The organism is Pseudacidovorax intermedius (assembly GCF_003350475.1).
Taxonomy (GTDB): domain Bacteria; phylum Pseudomonadota; class Gammaproteobacteria; order Burkholderiales; family Burkholderiaceae_C; genus Xenophilus; species Xenophilus intermedius.
Genome location: NZ_QQAV01000014.1, coordinates 1 through 19,247 on the forward strand (window position 1 = coordinate 1; position 19,247 = coordinate 19,247).

Sequence of the window (19,247 nt, forward strand, 5' to 3'; positions counted from 1 at the left end):
TTTTTACTCAGAAGCCACCGTCACTACCTCAAACCCCTCACCAGCCAAACTCAGCTACAAAACTGCGTGTCAGTCAGCGAGCCAGCCAGTATACGAGGGTTTTCGATAGGGACGCAAGAGACGTCCTACAAAAATTTTCAAACGGCGGGGAGCATGCCCGCCTCGGGGGCGACCGGGCCCACCGGGGGCTGACAAACAAGGGGCACGCAAACGGGACTGACGACCGACGAGGCAGGGAGTTTCTCTGGAATGTCATGTCCCACGGCTGTTCGACGGCCCAGGAGCACATCCGCCATCGGCCAGTCGAGACACACCCCTTATAGAAGTAGATGCACAAAAGCAGCGGCCAGCACCAGACGTACCTTCTCACGCGTCTTCCGCGCGGCCCCGCAGCCGAGATGAAGCGACTGGCCAGTCACCCGCACAAGCCAGCCCTTGCTGCCGTACTTCCAGCCCCGTCACACCCGAACAGCCCCGCGCTCCAGAACTGAACGCAGCGCGACGCCCGTGTGTGTGCCTTGCGCGACCACATCCTCGGGCGGCGCCGACGCCACCACCCGTCCGCCGCCGGATCCACCTTCCGGCCCCAGATCGACGATCCAGTCGGCTTCGGCGATGAGGTCGAGGTCATGCTCGATGACGACGACGCTGTGATTGGCATTGACCAGCCGATGCAACACGTGGATCAGCTTCTCGACATCCGCCATGTGCAGGCCGACCGTGGGCTCGTCCAGCACATACAAGGTGTGGGGCGCCTTGTTGCCGCGGCGCGTGACGTCGTCGCGCACCTTGCTCAGCTCGGTCACCAGCTTGATCCGCTGCGCCTCGCCGCCCGACAGCGTCGGTGAAGGCTGCCCCAGCGTGAGGTAACCCAGCCCCACATCCTTGAGCAACTGCAGCGGATGGCTGATGTTCGGCATGCTGGCGAAGAACGCGACGGCCTCGTCCACCTCCATCTGCAGCACGTCGCCGATGCTCTTGCCGCGCCAGGTGACGGCCAGCGTCTCCGGGTTGAAACGCGCACCGTGGCAGACCTCACAAGGCACCTTCACGTCGGGCAGGAAGCTCATCTCGATGGTGCGCACGCCCGCGCCCTCGCAGCCGGGGCAGCGGCCTTCGCCAGTGTTGAAGCTGAAGCGGCCCGGGCCGTAGCCGCGGGCCTTGGCTTCCAGCGTGTCCGCGAAGAGCTTGCGGATGGTGTCCCAGAAACCGATGTAGGTGGCGGGGCAACTGCGCGGCGTCTTGCCGATGGGGGTTTGGTCGACCTCGAGCACGCGGTCGATCTCCTCGTAGCCGGCCACGCCAGTACAGCCGACCCACCGGGGGCGCTTGCCCGCCGCGTCGGCATCACGACCGGCCTTGGTCATGCGCTGCTGCACGATGGCCTGCACGTTGGCCAGCAGCACGTCGCGCGCCAGCGTGGACTTGCCCGAACCGCTGACGCCGGTGACCACCACCAGGCGGTTGAGCGGAATGCTCACGTCGACCGACTGCAGGTTGTGCAGGTTCGCGCCCGCCACGGCGAGCCAGGACACGGCGCCCTCGCCTTCCTCGGCCGTCTCTGAGACCAGGCGACGCGCATGCAGCGGATGGCGGATCGCGTCGCGCAGATACCGGCCGGTCAGCGATTCCTCGGACTGCTGGACTTCGTCCACGGTGCCCTGCGCGACCAGACGGCCGCCGCGCTTGCCCGCGCTGGGGCCGATATCGATCACATGGTCGGCGCGGCGGATGGTGTCCTCGTCATGCTCGACCACCACCAGCGTGTTGCCCTTGTCGCCCAGCTTGTGCAGCGCATCCAGCAGGATCTGGTTGTCGCGCGCATGCAGGCCGATGGTCGGCTCGTCCAGCACGTAGCACACGCCCTGCAGGTTGCTGCCCAGTTGCGCCGCCAGGCGGATGCGCTGCGCCTCGCCCCCGCTGAGCGTGGGCGCGCCGCGGTCCAGCGTCAGGTAGCCCAGGCCGACTTCCTCCAGGAATTCGAGCCGGCTGCCGATCTCGGGAATCAGATCCCGTGCGATATCGGCCTGCCGGCCTTCCAGCGCCAGGGACTCGACCCAGCGCCGCACGTCCGTCACCGACAGCCGCGCGATTTCGGCGATGCCGACGCCCGCGAACTTGACCGCCCGCGCCGTGGCATTGAGCCGCGTGCCTTCACAGGTGGGGCAGACGGTGTCGCCCACATCCTCCGCCTCGGGCTCGGCGAAGGTCTGCTCGCGGCCGCGCTGGTCGTCGGCCAACACCGAGTCGTCGAAGACCTTGCGTTGCTCGCGCGTGAGCTTGACGCCGGTGCCCACGCAGTCGGGGCACCAACCGTGCTTGCTGTTGTAGCTGAACAGGCGCGGGTCGAGTTCCGCATACGAGGTGGCGCACACCGGGCAGGCGCGCAGCGTGGAGAACACATGCGCATGGCCGATGCCGGCCGTCGACTGCCCCCCCTCCATCGCGGCCCGCAACGCGTCGATGTTGGACAGCACTTGCACCACGCCCTTGCCATGCTCCAGTGCCGAGGTCACGGCCTGACGCAGCAGCGACTCTCCCGCCGGCAGCACGTCCACGCTGGCCACGGGCAGTTCGATGCTGTGTTCCTTGAAGCGGTCCAGCCGCGGAAAGCCGGCGGTCGGCAGGAACTGGCCATCCACCCGCAAATGCGTGTAGCCGCGCGGACGCGCCCAGTCCGCCAGCTCGGTGTAGACGCCCTTGCGGTTCGTCACCAGCGGCGCCAGCAGGCCGACGTGCTGGCCGCGGAACTGCCGCATGACCTGGGCGACGATGCTGTCGGGCGTCTGCGGCTGCACGGCGGCGCCGTCGAACACGCAGTGCTGGATGCCCAGCTTGACGTACAGCAGCCGCAGGAAGTGCCAGACCTCGGTCGTGGTGCCCACCGTGCTCTTGCGGCCGCCGCGCGACAGCCGCTGCTCGATGGCCACCGTGGGCGGAATGCCGTAGACCGCGTCCACTTCCGGCCGGCCCGCGGGCTGCACGATGCTGCGGGCATAGGCATTGAGCGACTCAAGGTAGCGCCGCTGCCCTTCGTTGAACAGGATGTCGAAGGCCAGCGTCGACTTGCCCGAACCGCTCACGCCCGTCACCACGCTGAACTTGCCGCGCGGGATGTCCACGCTCAGGTTCTTGAGGTTGTGCTCGCGCGCGTTGACGATCTCGATGGCGTCGCGGCCCGGCGCAGGCACCGGGCGGTACCGCGCGGCCGATTCCCGCACGACGCGCGCCGCGGGCCCGAGCGCCGTCTCGTAGGCGGCGAGGGCCATCCCGGTGTGCGTGCCCGGCATCTCGCGCACCTGCTCGGGCGTGCCCTGGGCCACGATGCGTCCGCCGCCGTCGCCGCCCTCCGGGCCCAGGTCGATGACCCAGTCGCTGGCGCGGATCACGTCCAGGTTGTGCTCGATCACCACCAGCGAATGGCCGGCGTCGAGCAGCTTGCGCAGGGCTCGCATCAGGCGGGCGATGTCGTCGAAATGCAGGCCCGTGGTCGGCTCGTCGAAGAGGAAGAGCGTGCCCTTCTTCGCCAGCGGCTGGCGCGACTTGCTGCCGCCGCCGGCCGCCTCGGCCAGGAAGCCGGCGAGCTTGAGGCGCTGCGCCTCGCCGCCCGACAGCGTGGGCACGGGCTGGCCCAGCTTCACATAGTCCAGGCCCACATCGACGATGGGCTGCAGCACGCGCTGCACTTCCCTGTCGTTGGCGAACACGGCCAGGGCCTCGGCCACGGTGAGGTCTAGGACGTCGGCGACGTTGTAGACGCCCATGCCCATGCGGCCGGCGCTTGGTGCGTCCGGGGTTGGCTGCGAGGTCGAGCGGGTTGAGCCGGCTTCGACAGGCTCAGCCCGAACGGTGGGGGCGTGCTGAGCCCGCGCGGAGGGGGCGTGCTCAGCCTGATCGGTGCGGGCGGGCGCAGCCCGGTGGGCGGGAGCTTGCTCGGCCCGAACGGTCCTCGGGCGTTCGATGGTGACTTCCAGGATCTCCGGCCGGTAGCGCTTGCCATCGCAGTCGGGGCAGCGCAGGTACACGTCCGACAGGAACTGCATCTCCACATGCTCGAAGCCCGAGCCACCGCAAGTCGGGCAGCGGCCGTCCCCGGAGTTGAAGCTGAACTTGGCCGCCGTATAGCCGCGCTGCTTCGCCAGCGGCGCGGTGGCGAAGATCTCGCGCACCGCGTCCCATGCGCCAACATAGCTGGCCGGGTTGGAGCGCGCCGTCTTGCCGATGGGCGACTGGTCGACGAAGACGACGTCCGACAGGTGATCGGCACCCAGCAGTCGGTCATGTGCGCCCGCCGTCTCGGTGGGCTTGCCGAAGTGGCGCATCAGCGCCGGCGCCAGCACGTCCTGGATCAGCGTGGACTTGCCGGAGCCGCTGACGCCGGTGATGGCCACCAGGCGCTGCAGCGGGATGTCCACCGTCACGTCCTGCAGGTTGTGCTCGCGCGCGCCTTCCAGGATGAGCCGCGGCGTGTTCTCGGAGACGAGCCGCTTGAAGCCCATGCCGATGTGCTTGCGCCCGCCCATGTATTCGCCCGTGAGCGTGTCGGCGCCACGCAGCTCGTCGACGGTGCCGTCGAACACGATCTGCCCGCCGCGCGCGCCGGGGCCCGGGCCCATGTCGATCACGCGGTCGGCCGCGATCATCACGGCCGGGTCATGCTCCACCACCACCAGCGTGTTGCCCGCATCGCGCAGGCGCTGCATGGCCTGGGTGATGCGGTCCATGTCGCGCGGGTGCAGGCCGATGCTGGGCTCGTCCAGCACGAACAGCGTGTTGACCAGCGAGGTGCCCAGCGCGGTCGTCAGGTTGATGCGCTGCACCTCGCCGCCGGAGAGCGTGCGGCTCTGCCGGTCGAGCGTGAGGTAGCCGATGCCCACGTCGTGCAGGTAGCGCAGGCGGGTGGTGATTTCTTCGTGCAGCAGCTTGAGGGCCTGGGCTTCGCCCTCGACCACGCCGCCGGTGGGCAGCGCCAGCCGGTCGAAAAATTGCCGCAGCCGCTCGATGGGCATCAGCATCAGGTCGTGCAGGCACAGGCCGGGCAGCGCCTCCAGCTGCTCGCGCGACCACTTCACGCCGACCGGCATGAAGCGCTTGGCGGGGGCGAGCGCGGCGTCCGCATCGTCCTTGCCGCCGACGCGCCACAGCAGGCTTTCGAGCTTGAGCCGCGCGCCGCCGCAGGCCGGGCAGGGCGTGTAGCTGCGGTACTTGGACAGCAGCACCCGGATGTGCATCTTGTACGCCTTGCTCTCCAGGTAGCCGAAGAAGCGCCGGATGCCGTACCACTGCTTGTTCCAGTTGCCTTCCTTGAAGTTGGGCGTGCCCTCGATCACCCAGTGCTTCTGCTCGGGCGTGAGCTTGTTCCAGGGCGTGTCGCGCGGAATGCCGGCCGATTCGGCATGACGCATCAGGTCGTCCTGCGCTTCCTGCCAGGCGGGTGTCTGGATCGGCTTGATCGCGCCCGCGCGCAGCGTGAGCTTGTCGTTGGGAATGACCAGGTTGAAGTCCACCCCGATCACCCGGCCGAAGCCGCGGCAGGTGTCGCAGGCGCCCACCGCCGAGTTGAAGCTGAACATCGACGGGATCGGGTCCGCATAGCGGATGTCGCTCTCGGGGCAGTGCAGGCCGGTGGAGAACTTCCAGGTCTCGGCCTCGCCGCCCTCTTCCGCCGGCAGCGCATGCACCGTCACCCGGCCGGTGCCGCGCTTGAGCGCCACCTCCAGCGCCTCGATCACCCGCGCGCGCTCGGTGTTCGCGATGCGGAAGCGGTCGGCCACCACGTCCAGCACCTTGCGCGGGCCGGTGGGCGTGCCCACCTCGCGCTGCGCATGCACGCGGGTGAAGCCGCTGGCCGACAGCCACTGCTCCACCTCCGCCTCGCTGGTGCCGCCCGGCAGTTCGACCGGGAAGGTGACCACCACGCGCGGATCGCCAGCCGCCGCGGCACGCGCCTGCAGCTCGGCATAGATGGAATCGGGCGTGTCGTGGCGTACCGGCAGCGCGGTCTCGCGGTCGAACAGCCGGCTCGCCCGCGCGAACAGCATCTTCAGATGGTCGTTCAGCTCCGTCATCGTGCCGACCGTGGAGCGCGAGCTGCGCACCGGGTTGGTCTGGTCGATGGCGATGGCGGGCGGCACACCCTCCACCTTGTCGACGGCCGGCTTGTCCATGCGGTCCAGGAACTGGCGCGCATAGGCCGAGAAGGTCTCCACATAGCGGCGCTGGCCCTCGGCATACAGGGTGTCGAACACCAGGCTGGACTTGCCCGAGCCGCTGGGCCCGGTGACCACCGTCATCTCGCCCGTGCGGATGTCCAGATCGATGTTGCGGAGGTTGTGCTGGCGAGCGCCGCGGATGCGGATGGAACCCTGTGTCATGCGTGCCTTGGGGGTGGGGGCAGAGATTCTAGGAACGCGAACCCACCCGCACCGGCGCAAGGCTTTGGCCGGAATCCAGCCCCACGACCATCGCCGGAGTCAGGTCCGCACCGTGCGGAGCGGGGTCGGCGCAGGCGTGCTGCACCGGTCGCGGCTCGTACCTTGCCCCGGACGCGGGCACCGCCGCGCGGGATAACGCCGATGACAAACGTCAGCATGGCGACTAAGATTTGATCAAACATCAAAACTCCGACCCGCATGGCTCTCGCCTCCCCGTCCGACGCGTCGGCCACCGACACCCTGGGCCTGCTCAAGCCGATCACGCGCTCGTCCGTGAACGAGTCGGTGTACCAGGCACTGCGCAACAAGCTCATGAACGGCGAATTCCGCGCCGGCCAGCCGCTGGGTATCCAGTACCTGGCCGATGCGCTGGGCACCAGCACCATGCCCGTGCGGGAGGCGCTGCGGCGGCTGGTGGCCCAGCAGGGGCTGGAGCCATTGCCCAACGGCACCACGCGCGTGCCCCTGATCACCCGCGACAAGCTGGCCGACATCCGCCGCGTGCGGATGCTGGTGGAAGGCCAGGCCACCGAATGGGCCACGCCGCGGCTCCTGCCCGCCCAGCTGGACGAACTGGACGACATGGCCCGGCGCATCACGCGGGCGCGGCACGCCCCCGAGAGCCTGCCCGCCAGCCTGGAGATGAACCTGGTCTTCCACTTCACCATCTACCAGGCCGCGCAGTCGCCGGTGCTCATTGCCATGATCGAAAGTCTGTGGCTGCAATCGGGCGCCTACCTGCGCGCCACGCGCGCGTACCTGCACACCGACGAGCAGCCCTCCGACCATCTGCACGAACAGACCGTGGCCGCCCTGCGCGCGGGCGACGCCGCCGGGGCGCGCCGCTGCATGGAGCAGGACATCGCCTGGGTCTTCGACCGCCTCGACCCCGAACTGCCCGATCACCCCCCTTCCACGCCCTTGAAGATCCGCCCCACACCATGACCGACCAACCCCGCTCCCTGCACAAGCACCGTTCCCGCGCCGTCACCGAAGGCCCGGGCCGCGCCGCCCACCGCGGCTTCCTGCGCGCCACCGGCATGGACGACGAAACGCTCGCCAAGTCGATGGTCGGCATCGTCAGCACCGCCGGCGACAACACGCCCTGCTCCAAGTCGCTCGGGCCGCAGGCCGACTACGCCCGCCTGGGCGTGGCCGAGGGCGGCGGCCATCCTGTGAGCTTCACCACCATCTCGGTCTCCGACGGCACCTCCATGGGCCACGACGGCATGCGCATGAGCCTGCTGTCGCGCGAGCTGATCGCCGACAGCGTGGAGCTGGCCGTGCGTGGCCATGCCTACGACGGCTTGGTCACCTTCGGCGGTTGCGACAAGACGCTGCCCGGGATGATGATGGCCATGGTGCGGCTGAACGTGCCTTCGGTCTTCGTCTATGGCGGCTCGATGCTGCCGGGCTATTCGCCCGAGGGCGAGGAGCGCACGGTGCTCACCGCCATCGAAGGCACCGGCCGCCACCAGACCGGCGCCATCACGCTCAAGCAGTTGGACCAGATCGAGCGCACCTGCGCCATGACCGTGGGCGCCTGCCCCGGCCAGTTCACGGCCAACACCATGGCCATGGTGGGCGAGGCGCTGGGCCTGTCGCTGCTGGGCACGGCCACCATCCCGGCCGTATACAGCGAACGTCTGGCGCTGGCGCGCCGCGCCGGGCTGCGCGTGATGCAGATCATCGAGAACGGCGGCCCGCTGCCACGCGAGCTGATCACCCGCGAGAGCCTGGAGAACGCCTGCGCCGCCGTGGCCGCCACCGGCGGCAGCACCAATGCCGCGCTTCACATCCCGGCCATCGCGCACGAGGCCGGCATCGCCTTCACCTTCGACGACGTGGCGCGCGTGTTCCAGCGCACGCCGCTGGTGGCCGACCTGTCGCCCGGCGGCCGCTACCTGGCCAAGGACTTGAACGTCATCGGCGGCGTGCCGGTGGTGCTCAATGCGCTGCTGCAGAGCGGCCATCTGCATGGCCACACGATGACCGTCACCGGCCGCACGCTGGCCGAGGAGCTGGCCGCCTTCCCCGGACCGGACGGGCGCATCGTGCGCGAATCGGCCAAGCCCATCCATGCCTCGGGCGGGCTGGTCGTGCTCAAGGGCAACCTGTGCCCCGACGGCGCCCTCATCAAGATCGCCGGCCTCAAGTCGCTGCAGTTCGACGGCCGCGCCCGCGTCTTCGAGACCGAGGAGGACTGCATGAAGACCGTCGCCGCCCAGGCCTACGAGCCGGGCGACGTGCTGGTGATCCGCAACGAAGGCCCGCGCGGCGGCCCCGGCATGCGCGAGATGCTGGCCGTCACGGCCGCCATCTACGGCCAGGGTCGCGGCGAGCAGGTCGCGCTGCTGACCGACGGCCGCTTCTCCGGCGCCACGCGCGGCATGTGCATCGGCTACGCGAGCCCCGAGTCGGCGGCCGGTGGGCCCATCGCCCTGGTGCAGGACGGCGACCGCATCCGCATCGACGCGGCAGCCGGCAGCATCGTGCTGGACGTGGACGAGACCGAACTCGAACGCCGTCGCGCCGCGGCCAAGCCCTTCCAGCGCGAACGCCTGGCCGGCGCGCTGGAGAAATACGCCAAGCTGGTCGGTCCCACCCACCTGGGCGCCGTCACGCATTCGGGCTGCGTCGATTGGCCCTATCCGGAAGAGGACCAGGTGCCGTCGCTCGGCGAAGGCCTGGGCGACAAGGACGCACAGCGATGAGCACCGGCCACCTGACGATGAACCGCGCGCCCCGAAAGGCTGAGCGATGAGCGCCCCCGCAACACCCCGCCCGCTGACCCTGGCCTTCTGCGGCCTCGGCCTGATGGGCGCGCCCATGGTCCGCCGCCTGCTGGCCGCCGGCCACACCGTGCGCGTGTGGAACCGCTCGCCCGCCAAGGCTGCGCCGCTGGCCGCCCTGGGTGCACAGGTGGCCGCCACACCCGCCGAATCCGCTGAAGGTGCCCACGGCGCGCTGATGTGCCTGTTCGACGCCGACGCGGTCGAGTCCGTGGTCTTCGGCACCGACGGCCTGGCGCAGGTGCGCGGGTTGCGCTGGCTGGCCGACCATTCCAGCATCCATCCGCAGCGCACCCGCGACTTCGCCGCCCGGCTGCAGGCCGCCAGCGGCGCGCACTGGCTGGACGCGCCGGTCTCCGGCGGCATCGGCGGCGTGGAGGCGGGCACGCTGGCCATCATGGTCGGCGGCGAGGCCACCCATCTCGACGAAGCCTTCGGTGTCCTGCGCGCCTATGCCGGCAACATCACCCACATGGGGTCCAGCGGCGCAGGCCAGGCCACCAAGCTGTGCAACCAGACGCTGGTGGCCACCGCCGTCGTCGCCCTGGCCGAGGCCATCGGCTTCGCCGAGCGCAACGGCATCGCCATCGAGCGGCTGGCACCGGCACTGGCGGGTGGCTGGGCAGACTCCAAGCCGCTGCAGGTCTTCGCGCCCCGCATGGCGCAAGCCCAGCCGCAGATCATCGGCGCGCTCGCCACCATGCTGAAGGACATCGACACCGTGGCGGCCGTCGCCCGCGACAGCGGCGCGCCGATGCCGGTGACCGGTGCCGTGCAGCAGGTGCTGCGCATGGCCGATGCCATGGGGCTGGGCGAGGCCGAGCTATCGGCGGTGGTCGCGCTGATGACGCCGCAGCGCCTCGACGCTTTCCTCGCGCAGGCCGGGAAGCAATGAAGCATCTCCGACAAAGATGGTTCCGCGGGTGCACGGGCGTGGCCTGCTCCGCGGCCATCCGACCCCTCACGCCTCCTGCCTGACCCACGCCTCATGCAACTGAACGCCAACCTGGAGTGGCTCTACGGCCACCTTCCGCTCGACCAGCGCTTCGCCGCCGCCGCAGCCGATGGCTTTGCCGGCGCGGAGATGCTGCAGCCCTACGAGCAGCCGCCGGCCTGGTATGCCGACGCGCTGAAGGCCCATGGCCTCACCGCCGTGCTGCACAACACGCCGATCCGGCCGGACAGCCCGGGCCGGCTGGGCTGGGCCGCCATCCCGGGCGGCCAGGCCGAGTTCCGCGAATGCTTCGACCGCGCCCGCGCCGTGGCCGAGGCCACCGGCTCGCGCCGCATCCATGTGATGGCCGGCGACTGCCGCGGACACGATGAACGCGCCTGCCGCCAAGCCCTGGACCAGAACCTGGCCTGGGCCCTGCGGCATGCGGAGTCGGACGACCTGGTGCTGATGCTGGAGCCGCTCAACCGCGCCGACATGCCCGGCTACTTCTACTGGCTGCCCGAGCAGGCCCTGGACGTCATCCGGGCCTTCGACTCGCCGCGCCTGCGGCTGCAGTTCGACCTCTACCACTGCGTGAAGGAAGGGCTGGACCTGGCGCAGGAGCTGGAGCGCTGCCGCGGCTTCATCGGCCACGTGCAACTGGCCGGCGCGCCCGACCGCCACGAGCCCGACCTGTCGCGCGATGGCCTGTTCGCCACCGTCGCCGCCCTGCCCGCCGCAGGCTACGACAGCTGGCTGGGCTGCGAATACAAACCCCGCAGCACCGCCGCTGAAGGCCTCATATGGGCAGACCCGCTGCGCCAACAGGGAATGATCCGATGAACCCTGCCCCGCCTTTCAGCCGCGCCATCGGAGCGCCCAGGACAAGGACCACCCCATGACCCGTATCCTCATCACCGGCGCCGGCGGCTTCGTCGGCCAGGCCCTCGTGCGACGGCTGCTGGCCGGCGTCGATGCGCTGCCGCTCACGCAGCTCGTCGCCGTCGACCTCGCTCTCGACCTGCCCGCGCATCCCAAGCTCACGCAACTGCGCGGCTCCGTCGCCGATGCGGCCGTGCGCGCCCAGGCCCTGGCCGAGCCGCCCGACGTGGTCTTCCACCTCGCCGCCATCACCAGCGGCCAGGCCGAGCGCGAATTCGAGCTGGGCCTCACCGTCAACCTGCGCGGCACGCTGGAACTCTTCGAAGACCTGCGCCGCCAGCACGACGCCACCGGCAAGGCCGCGCGCCTGGTGCAGACCAGCTCGATCGGCGTCTTCGGTCTGCCGCTGCCGCCGCACATCGACGACGCCACCCCCATCGTGCCCACGATGTCCTATGGCGCCCACAAGCGCATGCTGGAGATCCTGCTGGCCGACTACAGCCGCCGCGGGTGGATCGACGGCCGCTCGCCGCGCCTGCCCAGCGTGGTGGCCCGGCCCGGCCTGCCCAACGGCGCGCTGTCGGCATTCGCCAGCGACCTCATCCGCGAGCTTGCCGCCGGCCGCAGCTACGAGTCGCCGGTGGATGCGGAAGGCACGCTGTGGCTGCTGTCGCTGCCCGCCTGCGTGGACGCGCTGATCCACGCCGCCACCCTCGATTCCGAGCGCCTGCCGGCCACCCGTGCCTGGACGCTGCCTTCGCTGCATGTGTCGGTGGCCGAGGTGGTGGCCGCGCTGATGCGGCGCTTTGGCGTGGAGGTGTCGCAGCGCCTGAGCTACGCGCCCGACCCGGCCATCATTCCGCAGTTCGCCCGCTGGCCGACCGTGGACACCGCCCTCGCCCGCTCGCTCGGCTTCCGCGCCGATGCCTCGCTGGACGAGCTGATCGAACGCTGCCTGCCCGGCGCGGCCTGACCCGCTTTTTCTTCTTCGCCCCATGATCATCGAACTGCGTACCTATACCCTGCGCATCGCCACCACGCGGGACTTCGTCGCGCGCTATGCCGCCGAAGGCCGCGATGTCCAGGTCGAGCACCTGGGCGAGCCCGCGCTCTATGCCGTCAGCGACATCGGCGACCAGAACCAGGTGATCCACGCCTGGCGCTACCGCGACTTTGCCGACCGCGATGCGCGCCGCGCCGCGCTGGAGGCCGATCCGCGCTGGCTGGCCTACAAGCGCCGCAGCCTGGCCGACGACCATGTGCAGCAGCAGAGCACGGCCATCCTGCGCGAAGTGGACTTCGCCGCACTGACCGCGACGACCGGAGCCAAGGCATGAGCGGCGGCCCCTCCACGGCGGACGTCGCTCGCACCGAAGCACAACGCAGCGGCGCCCCATCGCCGGACGCGCCCCTGCTGTTGCTGTCGGCACAGTTGCCCCCACCGCTCAAGGCCGTGCTTCAGGACCGCCATGCCTGCGTGGCGGCACCGACGCGCGACCAGATGCTGGCCACCGCCCGCGCGCATGCCGACCGCATCGAAATGGTCGTCACCACCGCCACCGACGGCGCCGATGCCGCGCTGATCGAGGCCCTGCCCAAGCTGCGCGCCATCTGCAGCCTGGGCGTGGGCTTGGACGCGCTCGACCTGCAGGCCGCCAAGGCTCGCGCCGTGGCCGTGAGCTACACGCCCGACGTGCTGAACGACTGCGTGGCCGACCTGGCCGTGGGCCTGCTGATCGACGCCGCCCGCGGCATGGGCCGCGCCGAACGCCTGGTGCGCCGCGGCGACTGGCCGCGCATCGGGCCCGGCGCCCTGGGCACGCGCGTGAGCGGCCGGAAGCTGGGCATCCTGGGCCTGGGCCGCATCGGCCAGACCATCGCCCGCCGCTTCGCCGGCTTCGACATGGACATCCGCTACCACACGCGCACGCCGCGCGAGGGCGTGGCATGGACTCACGAGCCTTCGCTGGTGGAACTGGCCCGCTGGGCCGACTTCCTGATCGTCGCCTGCGCCGGCGGCGAGGCCACGCGCCATCTCGTCGATGCGCGGGTGCTCGATGCGCTGGGCCCGCAGGGCATCGTGGTCAATATCGCGCGCGGCTCGGTCATCGACGAAGCCGCGCTGGTCCTGGCCCTGCAGCAAGGGCGCCTTGGCGGGGCCGCCCTTGATGTGTTCGACCAGGAACCGCAAGTCCCGGCCGCGCTGATGGAGATGGACAACGTCGTGCTGCTGCCGCACATCGGTAGCGCCACGGCGCAGACCCGGCGCGCGATGGGCGATCTGGTGCTGGCGAACGTTGAAGAGTTTCTGGGCGCTGGGCGGCTGCGCACCCCCGCGTATTGAGCGGCCGGCGCGCGGGCGGTACGTCAGCGTGGCCTCATTACCCTGTTGCGGGGCAACGGTCGAGGTGAGGTGGGACCGGCAGCAAAGCGCTAAGCCCGGCGGAAGGTTGATTACCGCCCCTGGAGCCGGGCTCGGCGGTTTGCCGTTGCGCCTCGGCTCGACCGAGGGGTTAGGCCGCGCCCTCGGCTCTCGCAGTCCGAAACTGCTCATCAACGAAGTCTCGAAACGCAATTGCGTCTTCTCTATCCCGGATAGCGAAGGTCGGACGATCCCTCAAAGTACTTTGGTCGACTCCGATTTCCAGCCGCTCCAAGTTCCGCTTAGCAACGGCTTTCGAATGGTTTGCCATGTCATCAATAGCTACAAGGCCCCTGAGCGCTGCTGCTGCAAGAAGTGCGTTGTCATTTGACGCTCTTCCGAACGCGAGCAGCATGTCTGCGAATTGCATATATGACAAACTCTCGCCAGCAGCGGCGATAGCAGCCGCAAGCCTGTCGTCGCGCGTGGCCAGAGCGATATACGCAATGGCGGAGCGCCTCTCGGCGCCGAAAACATTGGGCAAACGCCTGAGAGCGATGAGTGCCATTGCTAGAACTGACGCCCCAGCCGCAAGCGCGGAAAAGATCGAATCGCGCAATGGAAGCACACTTGCAGTTGCCTTCGCAGTCACTCCAAGGGTTTCGTCACTTCTGGTGAAGAACTTCGGAGTGCCCAATGGTTCAGTGCCCTTAACCAAAGCAGACACTGAGAAGGACTCTGTCGGCAATGCTCTACTCAACCTAAGCGAAACCGCGTTGTCCGTTCTGTGAGAGTCAATTTGAAGGCCACTCTTGTTGTCAATGGAATGGGCCAGCAAGGTGGCTCCAGGAACGGAGAGTTCAGCAGTAACCGAATTCAACGCCTTTTTTCCCGAATTGACTACTCGAACTGAGATGACTTGTTGCACGGCCCCATCCGCAGATATCTGAGGTCCTGTTGTTAAATAGTACTCTAGACTCGACTGCGTCTCGAAAAAAATCTCATATGCCTTCGGTGCCACGGTAAAGATGCCGGCTATCAAGGCAGGCAGAATGGCATAGAGGAAGACTTGGCGGATGTCGAGCTTCATTTGCGGCTATTGTGCCGTGTCCGCGAAGCCGAAGGTACGTGCGCGGCCCAACGTTCGAGGTATGGCGGGACCGACGGCGAGGCAGCCGTGCCCGCCGCCCGGATGATAAGGACAAACGGGGCAGACTGGCTTGCCGTTGGGCTTCGCCTCGACCGCGGGGTTGGGCGTCAGTGCGGCGTGGTTCGCAGTTGACTCAAGAACTTGATTGCTACTGCTTGCCCGAACTCCGGCATCGACTCTGGCCAGTTGTAGTACATCCCTTCCAGTGGATGCTGCTGAGGTAGTCATGTAGGGCGACGGCACACTCATGGACGATCTTGAGTTCAGGCCCCGCCTCATGTTCGTAGTAAGGGCCGAAGTGCACAACCCACTTGTTCCGGAAGTCCAGGACCTCCTGCTGGTACCGGAGGAAACCGTCTCGATTGACCGAGAGACGATTGAACAGGAATGACCTAAAGCCTTGGTGATCCTTGACGACTCGCCTCCAGTGGCAGTCCTCGTTGTCAACCCAAAGATCTTGTACCAGTTGATGATGGTGTCGTAGAGGAGCACGTTGTTGAGATGTCGAAACGGTAGGAGCGCTTCCTCGCGAGTGCCCCGAGCATGTCTTTTGAGGAAAGCTAGCGTGGTTGACAAGGATGAACGGTGTTGTGTCCTTTGTGGAGTCCAAACCGGCAAGTTTGCCAATGCAGACATTTAAGAACGTTCCGAGCGACGCCCATAGCGCAGTGACGCGGCCAAGTTCAACCAAATAAGCATCCGGTAGCGGCCAGTCGGTTTTGTAGGAAGAAATCATCGGCGTATGTTTACTTGGCCTCACGGCCAGGTGAACCGGCGCCGAACCCGAAGCCGAAGCCTAAGGAGGAGGGCACCAATACTGTCCATAAATAGTGAAGCCATATGGCCAATATGGGCCTCCGCGCTGAACCGGCAGCTAGCCCTCATTTAACATTAAAATTCCGCCAATCGCCGTTGTATTCCACTGTAGTTAGTGTCGGCAAATCATTCGTTCTATTTTTCACGCAGATGCTGAGAAGTTTTATCTAGTAAACTCAATTTCAGTACTAGCGAAGTTTTGATAGAGCCAAAGGAAGAAATTTCGCTACCGCCGCTTTCCAGCCTCAAACGAGCCCGGAAGCACTAGTGTCAATTTTGAGTTGACCGGCTTCTTGATTTTCTTAGGGCCTGTTTGCGAGGCCCTTTTTTTCCATGAGCTCATTAGCTAGAGCGCCCAGCCGGTGCCTCACGTTGCGGGTCCGATTGACCAAGGGGTTATGCGTCAACGGAATCAAAGAGCACTGACCGATTCTTCTCAATCGCCTTTGAGAGCTTCTCCTTCAATTCCTCATGGTTGGAGAAAAAGTTCATATTCATGTGAATGTCAAAGTGAATCTTTGTTGGGGTTCCTGGCTTTGCGACGCTTTGCTTGCTTGCCACGTAGATGACCTTCTTTCCAAGCGCCTCAGCGAATCCAGCTTCGAAGTAGCAGGACGGCCGCTCATCCGTCAGATCAGCGACGACGAACTGCGCCCCGCGAATTTCCTTCTTAATTCGGCCGACCAAGTCCTCAAGTGCGTGCTCCTTGTCAATGCGAATTGCAACCGCACCAGCCTCCGAGATCACGCCTTCGATCGCCTCAAAACGCAGGTCGTACTCTTTGAAGACTCGCTGTTGCTCTTGGTCTCCGTGCTTCTCGCCTTGGATCGGCGTGATGATGAACACTTTGGGCTTGTTGGAAGACAGTAGTGCAGCCGCTTTGTCGCCAAACCGCTTGTAGACGTTCTTCTTGCCTTTGATGACATCCGAGATTGGACCTCTGACCTTGTTCCAAGGCTCCTTGGTCTCATAGATTCGAAGTTCGAGTACTTGGTACGACTGAACCTTTGCACCCCACTTGGCGGTGATGACACCACTTGCGATGAAAGGCAGCACTATCTCCGACAAGACCTCGGCCTCTGATCGGTTGGGAATCGTCTTTTGACGATCACCTGAAAGGATTGCGATGGTTTGAAACGTCATGCTTCGATTTCCCGGAGATGTTGGTGGTGGACGCCTTTGACGCATAACGTGTTCCCGGAAGACAGCTAACGCTGCCAATGCAGACGTACTGCGCCTTAAATCGGCACGCTTGCCTCACTGTAAGCCGTCGAGGCGCCACGAGATTCTCCCATCTGAATATGCGTTTACAGTACTCAACTGCCTATCTAAAGGCAGCCTTAAGACAACACCTCGCTGAGGCCGGCAGGCCGCATGGGGAGCACCCACGATGCCAGTTGTGCTAGCCGCTGCGGCCTCTCGGAAGTGCCTGCCCGCGGGCCCAATCTGGATCTGCCGCCACTGCGCGCCACGCGGGTGCTAGACCAGTTGCGAGAACGCCTGCGGTTGATGCAACACAGCCTGCGTACCGAGGAAACCTACGTCTATTGGGTGAAGGCATTCATCCGCTTCCATCGGTTGCGACACCCTGCCGAGATGAGTCGGGCCGGAGGTCATCCTGCACAGCGTGCAGCGCGCACCCCGCCCATAAGAAAGGCCCGGCAATGCCGGGCCTTGTTGTTGGTGCCTGCCAAAGGGTCAGGCTGCGTCTCTTCTGCGCTTACTTTGCAGGCTCGTGCTGCACATCCCCGCCGTGCTTCTCGCCACTCATGTCGACCTTGTCGCCGGCCTGCAAGATGACGAACAGCGAGAGGGCGGAAAACACGACGAAGCCGATGGCGATCTTCCACATGAAAAGGGTCTCCTAAAGGATGAATCAGATGGCCGCGGAGCAGGCCAAGCCGGGGCACCCGAGGAACTGGCTCTGCCAGGCCTCTGGGTGCGCCCCCCTCCAAGCCTAAGGCGCCAGGGAGGGGGGAGCCGCGAAGCGGCATGGGGGGTGTAGCTTTCTAGTCCCCAGCGTAAATATCCACGTCCTTCGTCTCGCGAATGAACAGCGTGCCGATCACCAGCGTCATGCCCGCAATGACGATCGGGTACCACAGGCCGTTGTACATGTTGCCCGTCGAGGCCACGATGGCGAAGGCCGTGGTGGGCAGCAGGCCGCCGAACCAGCCGTTGCCGATGTGGTAGGGCAGGCTCATGGACGTGTAGCGGATGCGCGTCGGGAACAGTTCCACCAGCATCGCGGCAATTGGTCCATAGACCATGGTGACCAGGATCACCAGGTAGGTCAGCAGCACCACCATCATGATCTTGTTCATCTTGGCCGGGTCGGCCTTGGCGGGGTAGCCGGCCGACTTCAGGTCGTCGCCCACTTCCTTCTTGAAGGCGGCGATGGACTTGGCCGAGTCCTCATCGAACTTGGAATTGACCACGTTGCCGGCCGGTGCCGTGATGGTCTTGTCGCCGATCTTCACCACCGCAGGCGAGCCGGCGGGCGCGGACACGTTCTCATAGCTCACGGAGTTCTGCACCAGGTAGCGCTTGGCGATGTCGCAGGAGCTCTTGAAGTCGATCTCGCGCGCCACGGGGTTGCCCTGGAAGGAGCAGGTTGCCGGATCGGCCGTGACGGTGACGGCCGAGCTCGCCTGCGCGCGGGCCAGGTCGGGGTTGGCGGCCTCGGTCAGCATCTTGAAGACCGGGAAGTACGTGACCACCGCCAGCAGGCAGCCGGCCATGATGATGGGCTTGCGGCCGATGCGGTCCGACAGCGAGCCGAACACGATGAAGAAGGGCGTGCCGATCAGCAGGGCGGCCGCGATCATCAGGTTGGCCGTGGTGGCATCCACCTTCAGCTGCGCGGTCAGGAAGAACAGCGCATAGAACTGGCCCGTGTACCAGACCACCGCCTGGCCGGCCGTCAGGCCCACCAGCGCCAGGATCACGATCTTCAGGTTCTTCCACTGGCCGAAGGACTCGGCCAGCGGCGCCTTCGAGGTCTTGCCCTCGGCCTTCATCTTCTGGAAGGCGGGTGACTCGTTCAGCGACAGGCGGATCCACACCGAAATGCCCAGCAGCAGGATGGACACCAGGAAGGGAATGCGCCAGGCCCAGGTCTGGAAGGCTTCTTCGCCGACCGCCGTGCGCACGCCCAGGATGATGAGCAGCGACAGGAACAGGCCCAGCGTGGCCGTGGTCTGGATCCACGCCGTGTAGGCACCGCGCTTGCCGTGCGGCGCATGCTCGGCCACATACGTAGCCGCGCCGCCGTACTCGCCGCCCAGGGCCAGGCCCTGAAGCATGCGCAGCGCGATCAGGATCACCGGCGCCGCGACGCCGATGGTGGCGTAGCTGGGCAGCAGGCCGACGATGAAGGTCGACAGGCCCATGATCAGGATGGTGACCAGGAAGGTGTACTTGCGGCCGATCATGTCGCCCAGGCGGCCGAACACGATGGCGCCGAAGGGCCGCACCAGGAAGCCGGCCGCGAAGGCCAGCAGCGCGAAGATGAAGGCCGCGCCCGCATCCAGACCGCTGAAGAACTGCTTGGCGATGATCGCGGCGAGCGAGCCGTACAGGTAGAAGTCGTACCACTCGAACACGGTGCCGAGGGACGAGGCGAAGATGACCTTCTTCTCCTCCTGCGACATCGGCCGGGGTGCCGCGTGCACCCCGCGGGAATCCAGTGTGGCTGCCATGTGTCTGTCTCCTGAATCGTTGAATCGGCCGCCGGATCGGGACCGTGGGCGGATTCTTTGGGGGGCGACTGACCGGTTCCTTTCGCGAAACTGAACCGTTTCTGACAACTTCAGGGCAAACCCGGTTCAGCCATTTCGGATGAAGAAAAAAAGTCGGTGGCACGTGAAGACAAGGG

At 66.6% G+C, this 19,247-nt stretch carries 12 protein-coding genes and 1 pseudogene; 8 read left to right on the forward strand and 5 right to left on the reverse strand.

Features of this window, described 5'->3' with window-relative positions:
- Window positions 1-458: 458 nt before the first annotated feature.
- On the reverse strand, window positions 459-6,374 hold the full coding sequence (gene uvrA / locus DFR41_RS28125) for an excinuclease ABC subunit UvrA (protein WP_244917861.1): 5,916 nt from the start codon (window positions 6,372-6,374) through the stop codon (window positions 459-461).
- A 258-nt stretch (window positions 6,375-6,632) separates the two neighbouring features.
- On the opposite strand from uvrA, the gene DFR41_RS24085 reads away from it, so the two are divergent.
- The 7 genes from DFR41_RS24085 (at window position 6,633) to DFR41_RS24115 (ending at window position 13,386) form a co-directional block, all read left to right on the forward strand.
- Entirely contained in the window at window positions 6,633-7,379 is a 747-nt protein-coding gene (locus DFR41_RS24085) for a GntR family transcriptional regulator (RefSeq protein ID WP_114804591.1), read from the forward strand.
- Entirely contained in the window at window positions 7,376-9,148 is a 1,773-nt protein-coding gene (gene ilvD, locus DFR41_RS24090; protein WP_114804592.1) for a dihydroxy-acid dehydratase, read from the forward strand. Before DFR41_RS24085 ends, ilvD begins: the two co-directional genes overlap by 4 nt.
- Window positions 9,149-9,194: 46 nt before the next feature.
- Window positions 9,195-10,121, forward strand: a complete 927-nt coding sequence (locus DFR41_RS24095; RefSeq protein WP_114804593.1) for an NAD(P)-dependent oxidoreductase — start codon at window positions 9,195-9,197, stop codon at window positions 10,119-10,121.
- Window positions 10,122-10,214: 93 nt separating this feature from the next.
- Window positions 10,215-11,003, forward strand: a complete 789-nt coding sequence (locus tag DFR41_RS24100) for a hydroxypyruvate isomerase family protein (protein WP_114804594.1) — start codon at window positions 10,215-10,217, stop codon at window positions 11,001-11,003.
- Between the two features lie 55 nt (window positions 11,004-11,058).
- Entirely contained in the window at window positions 11,059-12,015 is a 957-nt protein-coding gene (locus DFR41_RS24105) for an NAD-dependent epimerase/dehydratase family protein (RefSeq protein WP_114804595.1), read from the forward strand.
- A gap of 22 nt (window positions 12,016-12,037) precedes the next feature.
- Window positions 12,038-12,379, forward strand: a complete 342-nt coding sequence (locus DFR41_RS24110) for an NIPSNAP family protein (RefSeq protein WP_114804596.1) — start codon at window positions 12,038-12,040, stop codon at window positions 12,377-12,379.
- Window positions 12,376-13,386, forward strand: coding sequence for a 2-hydroxyacid dehydrogenase (locus DFR41_RS24115; protein ID WP_114804597.1), 1,011 nt, complete (start codon window positions 12,376-12,378; stop codon window positions 13,384-13,386). Before DFR41_RS24110 ends, DFR41_RS24115 begins: the two co-directional genes overlap by 4 nt.
- Before the next feature lie 169 nt (window positions 13,387-13,555).
- On the opposite strand, the gene DFR41_RS27525 is transcribed toward DFR41_RS24115, so the two are convergent.
- Both DFR41_RS27525 and DFR41_RS27530 read right to left on the reverse strand, forming a co-directional pair.
- Window positions 13,556-14,494 (reverse strand): hypothetical protein, encoded by a 939-nt coding sequence (locus DFR41_RS27525; RefSeq protein WP_147284421.1) that lies wholly within the window; start codon window positions 14,492-14,494, stop codon window positions 13,556-13,558.
- Between the two features lie 1,272 nt (window positions 14,495-15,766).
- Window positions 15,767-16,513, reverse strand: coding sequence for a TIR domain-containing protein (locus tag DFR41_RS27530; RefSeq protein WP_147284422.1), 747 nt, complete (start codon window positions 16,511-16,513; stop codon window positions 15,767-15,769).
- A 231-nt stretch (window positions 16,514-16,744) separates the two neighbouring features.
- On the opposite strand from DFR41_RS27530, the pseudogene DFR41_RS28130 reads away from it, so the two are divergent.
- A pseudogene (locus DFR41_RS28130) lies at window positions 16,745-16,963 on the forward strand (phage integrase N-terminal SAM-like domain-containing protein); the annotation flags it as partial.
- Between the two features lie 127 nt (window positions 16,964-17,090).
- On the opposite strand, the gene DFR41_RS28205 reads toward DFR41_RS28130, so the two are convergent.
- A complete protein-coding gene (locus tag DFR41_RS28205; protein WP_280525170.1) occupies window positions 17,091-17,222 on the reverse strand; it encodes a hypothetical protein in 132 nt (43 codons plus the stop codon).
- Window positions 17,223-17,379: 157 nt separating this feature from the next.
- Window positions 17,380-19,071, reverse strand: coding sequence for an MFS transporter (locus tag DFR41_RS24130; RefSeq protein ID WP_114804600.1), 1,692 nt, complete (start codon window positions 19,069-19,071; stop codon window positions 17,380-17,382).
- Window positions 19,072-19,247: the final 176 nt, after the last annotated feature.